Genomic DNA, 219 nt, shown 5'->3' on the forward strand with positions numbered 1-219 from the left:
CCCCGTACCAGCGTGTGCGCCTGTCCCCAGTCGTCGTCCTCGGGGTGGCTCACGTAACCGGCGCGGGTGATCTCGCCGTCGGCGTGCCAGCTCGGCGGGGTGCCGAAGCGCTCGGTGTCGGCCGCCGGGCCGCCCTTGGAGTTGGGCGCGTAGACCGGGTCCGTCGTCTTGCGGAAGGCCATCTGGCCGTCCTTCGCGTACGAATGGACGGGGACGACC

General features: G+C 72.1%; 1 pseudogene. It reads right to left on the reverse strand.

Features of this window, described 5'->3' with window-relative positions:
- Nucleotides 1-219 (reverse strand): annotated as a pseudogene (locus FHN55_RS22220) (catalase); the annotation flags it as partial.

Origin of the sequence: Streptomyces sp. NP160 (assembly GCF_006335115.1) — a bacterium.
Classification (GTDB): domain Bacteria; phylum Actinomycetota; class Actinomycetes; order Actinomycetales; family Quadrisphaeraceae; genus Quadrisphaera.